The following is a 7,566-nucleotide window of genomic DNA, read 5'->3' as shown; positions in this document are numbered from 1 at the left end:
AACTCCACCGAACGCGCGTCATACAGATCCGTCGCATACTCGATCGTGATGTCCAACCCACCCGGCCGACCATCCACCGAACGATGCTCCGCGAACGAGAACGTCAGATCGAACTTGGCGAACCTCAGCCAGGTGAACTCCGATTCGGTGTCCAGGTCCTCGGCCACGAGTGTCGGCGTGGCCGCGTCCGTCAGGGTCAGCATCACCTGGAACAGCGGGTGCCGGGCGGCGGACCGGTCGGGGTTGAGGGCCTCGACCAGGCGGTCGAAGGGCAGGTCCTGGTGACTCCACGCGGCCAGGTCGGCCTCCCGGACCCGGCCCAGCAGCTCACGGAAGCTCGGGGCACCACTGGTGTCCGTACGCAGCACGAGCGTGTTGACGAAGAAGCCGACGAGGTCGTCGAGCGCCTGGTCCGTACGGCCGGCGATCGGTGAGCCGAGCGGGATGTCGTGGCCCGCACCGGAGCGGGACAGCAGGGTCGAGACCGCTGCCTGGGCCACCATGAACACCGAGGCGCCCGACTCGCGCGCCAGCTCCGCGAGCGAGGCGTGCACGTCCTCGGAGAGGTGCACGGTGTGGGTGGCGCCCCGGTAGGAGGCGACGGCTGGCCGGGGCCGGACGGCGGGCAGGGTGACCTCCTCGGGCAGGTCGGCCAATGTGCGGCGCCAGTAGTCGAGCTGGCGGGAAGCGACGCTCTCCCGGTCCGCCGGGTCACCGAGCACGTCGCGGTGCCAGAGCGCGTAGTCCGCGTACTGGGCGGGCAGCGGCTCCCAGGCGGGGCGCTCGCCGCGCGAGCGGGTCGCGTAGGCAGTGCTCAGGTCACGCATGAGCGGCTGGTAGGACCAGCCGTCGGAGACGATGTGGTGCATGACCACCAGGAGTACGTGGTCCTGCCCCGCCAGGCTGAACAGCCGTGCGCGGAACGGCAGATCGGCCGAAAGGTCGAAGAAGCGCTCCGACTCCCCGGTGAGCAGTGCGGCGATGCCGTCCTCGGTCGCCGGGGTGACCGGCAGCTCCACCCGGACGCTGTCGGCGGGCAGGATCCGCTGGTAGGTCTGCCCCTCTGCCTGCCCGAACACGGTGCGCAGGCTCTCGTGCCGCCCCGCGACATCGGTGAACGCGGCCTCCAGGGCGGCGACGTCGAGTTCGCCCCGCACCCGGACGGCGAGCGGGATGTTGTACGTCGCCGACGGCCCCTCCAACTGGTCGAGGAACCAGAGGCGTTGCTGGGCCGCCGAGAGCGGCAGCGGCTCCGGGCGCTCCTGGGCGGTCAGCGCCGGGCGGGCGGACTCGCCGCCGCCGGTGGCGACGTACTCGGCGAGCAGCGCGACGGTCGGGTACTCGAAGAACTGCCGCAGCGTCAGCTGGACGTCCAGGGTGGTGCGCACCCGGCTGACGAGACGGGTCGCCAGCAGCGAGTGGCCGCCGGAGGTGAAGAAGTCGTCGTCGATGCCGATCGACGGCAGGCCGAGGGAGTGCGCGAAGAGTCCGCAGAGGACTTCCTCGACGGGGTTGCGCGGGGCCCGGCCGCCCGGTGCCGCGACGACCCGGGGGGCGGGCAGGGCACGCCGGTCCAGCTTGCCGTTCGGGGTCAGCGGCAGGGTCCCCATCGGGACAACCGCCGAGGGCACCATGTACTCGACGAGCTCCTCGGCCGCGTGGCGCAGGAGTTCGGCTCCGTCCAGGACGCCTTCCTCGGCGGGTACGGCGTAGGCCACCAGGCGCTTGTCGCCGGGCCGGTCCTCGCGGACGATGACGGCGGCCTGGGCGACGGACGGGTGGCGGACCAGCACGGTCTCGATCTCGCCGAGCTCGATGCGGTTCCCGCGCAGCTTGACCTGCTGGTCCGCGCGGCCCAGGAAGACGATCTCGCCGTGCTCGTTCCAGGCGGCCAGGTCGCCGGTGCGGTACATGCGGCTGCCGGCCGGTCCGTACGGGTCGGCGGTGAAACGCTCGGCGGTCAGGGCGGGCAGCCGGCCGTAGCCCTGGGCGAGGTGCGGCCCCGCGACGTAGAGTTCGCCGGTCTCGCCCGGGGCGGTGTGGCGCAGCCCGGCGTCCAGGACGTACATGGCGGTGTTCGCCATCGGGATGCCGAGGTGCAGCCGGTCGACGGTGCGCACCTCGGGGGTGAAGGCCTGGTAGCTGCAGAAGACGGTCGCCTCCGTGGGGCCGTAGACGTGCACGAACGTGGTGTCCGGGCAGTGGTCGAGGGCCCGTTGGAGGGCGGTGGCGGACAGCACGTCGCCGCCGGTCCAGATCTCGCGCAACTGCCCCAGTGCGTCGATCGCCTCGCTGGCCATGGCGTCGAAGAGGGCGGTCGTGAAGTAGGCGGCGGTCGCCCCGTAGCGGGTGATGGCGTCGGCCAGCTCGCCGATGTCGATCTTCGGGGCGGACAGTACGACGGCCAGTCCACCGCGCAGCAGCGGTACCCACAGCTCGTAGGTGGAGGAGTCGAAGGGCAGCGGCGAGTAGGCGAGCACCCGCTCGTGGGCCGCGGCGCCGAAGCCCGGGTCCAGGGCCAGTTCGACGACGTTGCGGTGGGTGTTGACGACGCCCTTGGGGGTCCCGCTGGAGCCGGAGGTGAACATCATGTACAGCGGATGGTCCGGGTGGACCGTGACATCGGGTGCGGTGGTGGCCGTGTCGGCCGTGGCGCTCGTGTCGTCGAGCCGCAGGGCGGGCAGGTCGCCCGCGAAGCCGGTCTCCCCGGCCGGGCGGTCGGTCACCAGGAGGCCGGCGCCGGTGTTGGAGAGGATCCAGCCGAGGCGCTCCTCGGGCTGGCGGGGGTCGAGGGGGACGTACACCCCGCCGCTCTTCATCACGGCGAGGACGGTGACGACATAGGCGAAGGAGCGGTCGAAGAGGAGGCCGACCGCGTCGCCGGGCCGTACGCCCTCGGCGACGAGCCGGTGTGCGAGGGCGTTGGCCGCGCCGTCCAGCTCCCGGTAGGTGAGACGGCGGTCCTCGCGGACGAGGGCGACGGCGTCCGGGGTGCGGGCGGCCTGCGCGGTGAAGAGAGCGTGCAGCGCGCCCACGGGCAGGTTCTCGGCCGTGTCGTTGTACGAAGCGACGTACGCGGGGACGCCGACGCCGGGGGAGAGAGCTGGATCGGTTTGCGGCTGGAACATCTCGACACCTTCTCGGTAGCTCGGATCTCGTGGTCTCGCGGCGTGCCGGGAGACCGACGGAGCCACGGTGGATGACGTGCAATGGGTGCGAAGCGGAGTGGTGGAGCGGGGGGATCAGCCGGTACGGGAACCCGTCGCGGCGTCGGCCGGCAGCAGGACGTCGTCCGCTTCCAGGGCGTTGACGTGGTACTTGCCCACGGAGCTGATCAGCAGCCGGAGTTCGAGGGCGATGGACTCGGCCAGCCGGACCAGGCCGGCCTCGGCGTCCTCGTCCACGGCGAGCAGCGCGGCCCGTCCGAGGCCGACGGCGCGGGCACCGAGCGCCAGCGCCTTGACGGCCCGGGTGCCTTCCCAGATCCGCCCGCTGGCGAGCAGGCAGTGGTCGGTGCGGCCGATGCGGGTGAGGCACTCGCCGAGCGGGAGCCCGACCTGGCCGAGGAAGGCGGTCGGCGCCCAGGCGGTGCCGCCCTCCGCACCGTCCACGGTGACGGAGTCCGCGCCGGCCGCCCAGGCGGTGGCCGCGGCGAGGGCGATGTCGCGCCCGGGGTGCAGCTTCACCCACACCTTCACGCGGGGGAAGTTGTTCCGCATCAGCCGGATCTGCTGGCGCAGGATCTCCTCGGTGAAGGTGCCGGGGCTGCTGATCCGCAGCACCGAGTCGCTGTCGGCGCCGAACACCTCGTCCATGGCGTACTGTTCGGCGACCCGGTCGCCGGCCTCGCGGCCCAGGACGGTGAGACCGCCGAGTCCGGGCTTGGCTCCCTGCCCGACCTTCAGCTCGAAGGCGAGCCGGCCGGTGGCCAGCAGCGGCTCGGACACCGGGTCGCTGTAGACCAGGTTCCACACCTCGGCGTCCGCGTCCTCGGTGGACTGCTGCACCACCACACCGCCGTGCTCGTCGTCGGCGGCGGCCGTGTAGGCGGCGATCCGGCCGAGCAGCGGGGAGGCCGCGGAGTCGGCGGCGGCGCGGTAGCCGTTGACCGGCACCACGTTCTCCCCGATGACCATCGGGATGCCGAGCGCTCCGGCCTGGCGTCCGGCTGCCTCGCCCAGGTCGTGGCTGGCGACCTGGGTGGAGCCGAACGCGGACACGTAGAGCGGCAGCCGGGAGGTGAACCCGCCGAGCAGCGTGTCCAGTTCGACGTCCGTGTACAGCGGTTCACGGGCCAGGTCGATGAGCTTCTTCAGCCGCTCCGGCATGAACACCGGGGGGACGATCCTGGCGCGTTCCAGCAGGTCGTGCGAGTCCTGGCCGGCCGGGACCGCGCCCAGCATGCTGCTGCCGTAGGACTCCAGCGCGGGAAAGACCCCGGCCGCTCCGGCCCTGGCCCGGTGCCGCACCTGTTCCTCGGGGAAGCCCGAGGCGCTCAGTACCGTGCTCATGCCGACATCACTCCGGGAAGCTTCGGGTAGGCGCTGGCCTCCCAGGCGGCGGTGCGACCGGTGACGTACCGGGTGAAGCGCTCCAGGCCGATGCCGAAGCCGGAGCTGGCGGGGATGCCGCGGCGGGCCAGGTCGAGGTACCAGCCGTACTTCGCGGGGTTCTCGCCGGTCTCGCGCATCCGGGTGACCAGGGCCGCGTAGTCGTGCTCGCGCTCGCTGCCGCTGGCGAGTTCGCCGTAGCCCTCGGGGGCGATCAGGTCGAAGTTGCGCAGGACGCCGGGGCGGTCGGTGTCCTCCTGGTCGTAGAAGCCCCGCGAGCCCTTGGGGTAGTCGACGACGAAGAACGGGCGGCTGGTCTTGGCGGAGAGGATCTCCTCGCCCTCCCAGTCGATCTCGGCGCCCGGGTCCTGCGGGTGGCCGAGCGCCACCAGATCGGCGGTGGCCTCCTTGTGCGTGGTGCGGTCGAACGCGCCCTGCACCACTTCCCGGAAGGCGTCCCGGTCCCGGCCGAGGAGCTCCAGGTCCCCCGGCATCTCGCGGACGACCTCGTCGACGACATGGGCGACGAGCCGCTCGGCGAGCTCCATGGCGTCCTCGCGGCGGGCGTCGCGGATCTCCACGTCGATCTGGTGGAACTCCGCGAGGTGGCGGTGCGTGACGGCCGTCTCCAGCGGTTCCAGGCGGACGTTGGGCGCGATGTAGAAGATCTTGTCGAAGGCCAGCAGCGAGGCCTGCTTGTAGAGGATCGCGCTGGTCATCAGCTTGTACTTGTGGCCGTAGAAGTCGACGTCCACCTGCTTGGAGCCCCGGATGCCCGGGTCGGTGACCGGTCCGATGACCGGCGGCAGCAGCTCCTGGAACCCCTGCGCGGTCAGGAAGGCCCGGGTCGCCGCGAGCATGCGGCTCTGCACCCGGAGCGTGGCACGGGTCGGTTCGGCGATCAGGTGCTGGTCGGGAGAGGCCGGGAACGAGGGCGCGACGCGGCCGTGGGACTCGGCGATCGTGCTGGTCATGGTGCTACCTCCTGGGTGTGCTGCCGATGGGCCGCCGGGCGACGGGCCGCCGTGGGGAGCGAGGGGCGGGAAGCGGACGGGGAAACGGTGCGGTCGTGCCGGCGCTGTACGAACGACAGGGCGTCGAACAGCCCGGCGGCGGTGAGCCGCCGGCCGCGGTCGCGGACGGGCCCGAGGGGCATCGCCCCGATCTCGGACCAGGTGAGGCGGCCGGACCCGTCGATATGACTCCGGGTGCGGCCCGCGTTGTCGGGGTGCAGGCAGTAGGGAACGTCGAGGTATCCGCGGGCGAAGGCCTTCAGCAGGGCCTGGCCCAGGTCGTCGTCCAGGTTCAGCACTGCGTCCACCAGGGCACGGGCCTCCGCGTAGACGGCGTTGTCCGCGGGGTCGGTGTGCGGGACGGCAGCGCTCCCGGACCGGACACCGGCCGCGGCGCGGTGCCGGGCGGCGGCCCGGGCGGCGACCCGCAGGGCCTCGACGTTCTCCGCCACGGTCGGGATGCGGTGCGCCTCTGCGACGGTCTTCACGATCAGCCGGGCCGCCCCGGTCTCCACGGCCAGTTCGGCCGACCGTTCCAGGAGTTCCAGGGAACCGTGCCGGGTCTGCGGGTAGAGGCCCATGTAGGTGTAGAGGACGATGTGCCAGTCGGTGTCGGGCAGGAACTCGCCGGCCAGGCGGTGCAGTGCGTGCATCGCGTCGCGGTCCTGGTCCGCGTTGGTCTGCTGGGCGTAGCTGAGCGAGATGCTGCGCAGCCCCGCCCGGTGGAAGAAGAGCGCCTCCAGCGCGCTGATGGCGACGAGCAGCCCGGGCGGGCAGAGCTGGCCGAGCATGCAGCCGCCGAAGGTCTCCAGGTGCGGTTCCGCGCCGGTGCCGCGCAGTCCGGCCAGGACGTCGCAGGCCTCCTGCCAGTTGCGTACGGAGTCCAGGAGCGGGGTGCGTCCGTAGGGCAGGCAGTAGGAGACCGGGCCGCCCTCCGTCGCGTCCAGGCCGAGCCGGGCCAGTGCGGAGACGATGCGCTGGGGACGGGCCGAGCCGTGCCGGATCTGCACCGGGAACCCCGCGTCCCGCACGCCGTCGAGGACCCAGCGCGAGGTGTGCGGGCTGTAGGAGGTGATCGGGAACCCGTTGAGCGGGACGCCGCCGTTCAGGGCGCGGGCCGCGGACGCCTCGTCGTTGACCCGGGTGTAGCTGTCGATCGTCATGGTGCCGACGACGGCGTCCGCCGCTCCCTTGGTGGCCAGCAGGCCTGCCCTCATCAGTGCGGGGTCGGAGAAGCCCATGCGGGGCTGGACCACGAGTGTTCCGCGGGCCTGCGCCCCGGCGACGAAGCGGCCGAAGGAGAGCGGTCGCCGGTGCACCGTGGTGCGGCTCCCGGGAGCTGCCTCCTCCACCGGCGCGGTCATCGTTCCACCTCCTTGGGGAGCGAGTCGACGTAGGACTCGAAGGCGGCGATGTCGACGCCGTCCTGGAAGACCGCGTCGAACCCGGCTCTCATGAGGGCGTCGGCCTCTTCCTCCCCGTCTCCGGACACGCCGAGCTTGCCGCCGATGACCGCGGGCAGGCCGGTCAGCTCCCAGCGCGACCGGATGGCTCCGATCAGCGGCTCGGCGTCGTTGAAGCCGTGCCCGTTGACGCTGCTGACGACCAGGAGGTCGGGCTGGAACTTGCAGCAGGACTCGACGATCTCGTCCCCGGGCACACAGGAACCCAGATTGACGACCTTGTGCCCGAGGTCTTCGAGCAGCAGTTGGATGTAGATGAGATTCCAGGTGTGAGCATCGGATTGCAGTCCGGTGACAACAACATCCAGCGGCCCGGATCGATGACGAGCCGCCCATTCCGCAGGCTTCATTGTTCGCTTCGTCCACATCATTGGATGACAAGGGGAGAAAGAGGTCCAGGCTTGCCCGGAACTCCCTTTCGGCCACAACCGTAGATTCGCTCCGGAGGCGTTTCCGGCGTGAGCGGCGGCAACTGGGCGGCAGCAGAGGAGCAGTTGGCCGCGAGCCCGGTGCCGGGCGGCCGGCGGGGCGTGAGACTGG

At 71.7% G+C, this 7,566-nt stretch carries 5 protein-coding genes; all 5 read right to left on the bottom strand.

What is annotated here, in order from left to right; translation table 11 throughout:
• Positions 1–3,128: amino acid adenylation domain-containing protein (locus tag ACWCPY_RS32660; RefSeq protein ID WP_451271084.1), on the bottom strand; the 3,128-nt coding region annotated here is incomplete at its 3' end.
• A gap of 114 nt (positions 3,129–3,242) precedes the next feature.
• A complete protein-coding gene (locus tag ACWCPY_RS32655) occupies positions 3,243–4,511 on the bottom strand; it encodes a glutamate synthase-related protein (RefSeq protein ID WP_451271082.1) in 1,269 nt (422 codons plus the stop codon).
• Positions 4,508–5,524: an asparagine synthetase A gene (locus ACWCPY_RS32650; protein ID WP_451271080.1), complete on the bottom strand. Its 1,017-nt coding sequence runs from the start codon at positions 5,522–5,524 to the stop codon at positions 4,508–4,510. The genes ACWCPY_RS32655 and ACWCPY_RS32650 overlap by 4 nt, the downstream gene beginning before the upstream one ends.
• A complete protein-coding gene (locus ACWCPY_RS32645) occupies positions 5,521–6,927 on the bottom strand; it encodes a methylaspartate mutase (RefSeq protein WP_451271078.1) in 1,407 nt (468 codons plus the stop codon). The genes ACWCPY_RS32650 and ACWCPY_RS32645 overlap by 4 nt, the downstream gene beginning before the upstream one ends.
• On the bottom strand, positions 6,924–7,376 hold the full coding sequence (locus ACWCPY_RS32640; RefSeq protein WP_329814690.1) for a cobalamin B12-binding domain-containing protein: 453 nt from the start codon (positions 7,374–7,376) through the stop codon (positions 6,924–6,926). The genes ACWCPY_RS32645 and ACWCPY_RS32640 overlap by 4 nt, the downstream gene beginning before the upstream one ends.
• Between the last annotated feature and the right edge of the window lie 190 nt (positions 7,377–7,566).

The organism is Streptomyces sp. NPDC002403, from assembly GCF_053593015.1.
Note: the sequence above shows the minus strand (reverse complement) of the source record. Positions and strands in the feature narration are given on the sequence as shown.

Bases quoted from the DNA above. Each gene is read 5' to 3' on its own strand.
- ACWCPY_RS32650 (WP_451271080.1), bottom strand. From the start codon at position 5,524: ATGACCAGCACGATCGCCGAGTCCCACGGCCGCGTCGCGCCCTCGTTC.
- ACWCPY_RS32645 (WP_451271078.1), bottom strand. From the start codon at position 6,927: ATGACCGCGCCGGTGGAGGAGGCAGCTCCCGGGAGCCGCACCACGGTG.
- ACWCPY_RS32655 (WP_451271082.1), bottom strand. From the start codon at position 4,511: ATGAGCACGGTACTGAGCGCCTCGGGCTTCCCCGAGGAACAGGTGCGG.
- ACWCPY_RS32640 (WP_329814690.1), bottom strand. From the start codon at position 7,376: ATGAAGCCTGCGGAATGGGCGGCTCGTCATCGATCCGGGCCGCTGGAT.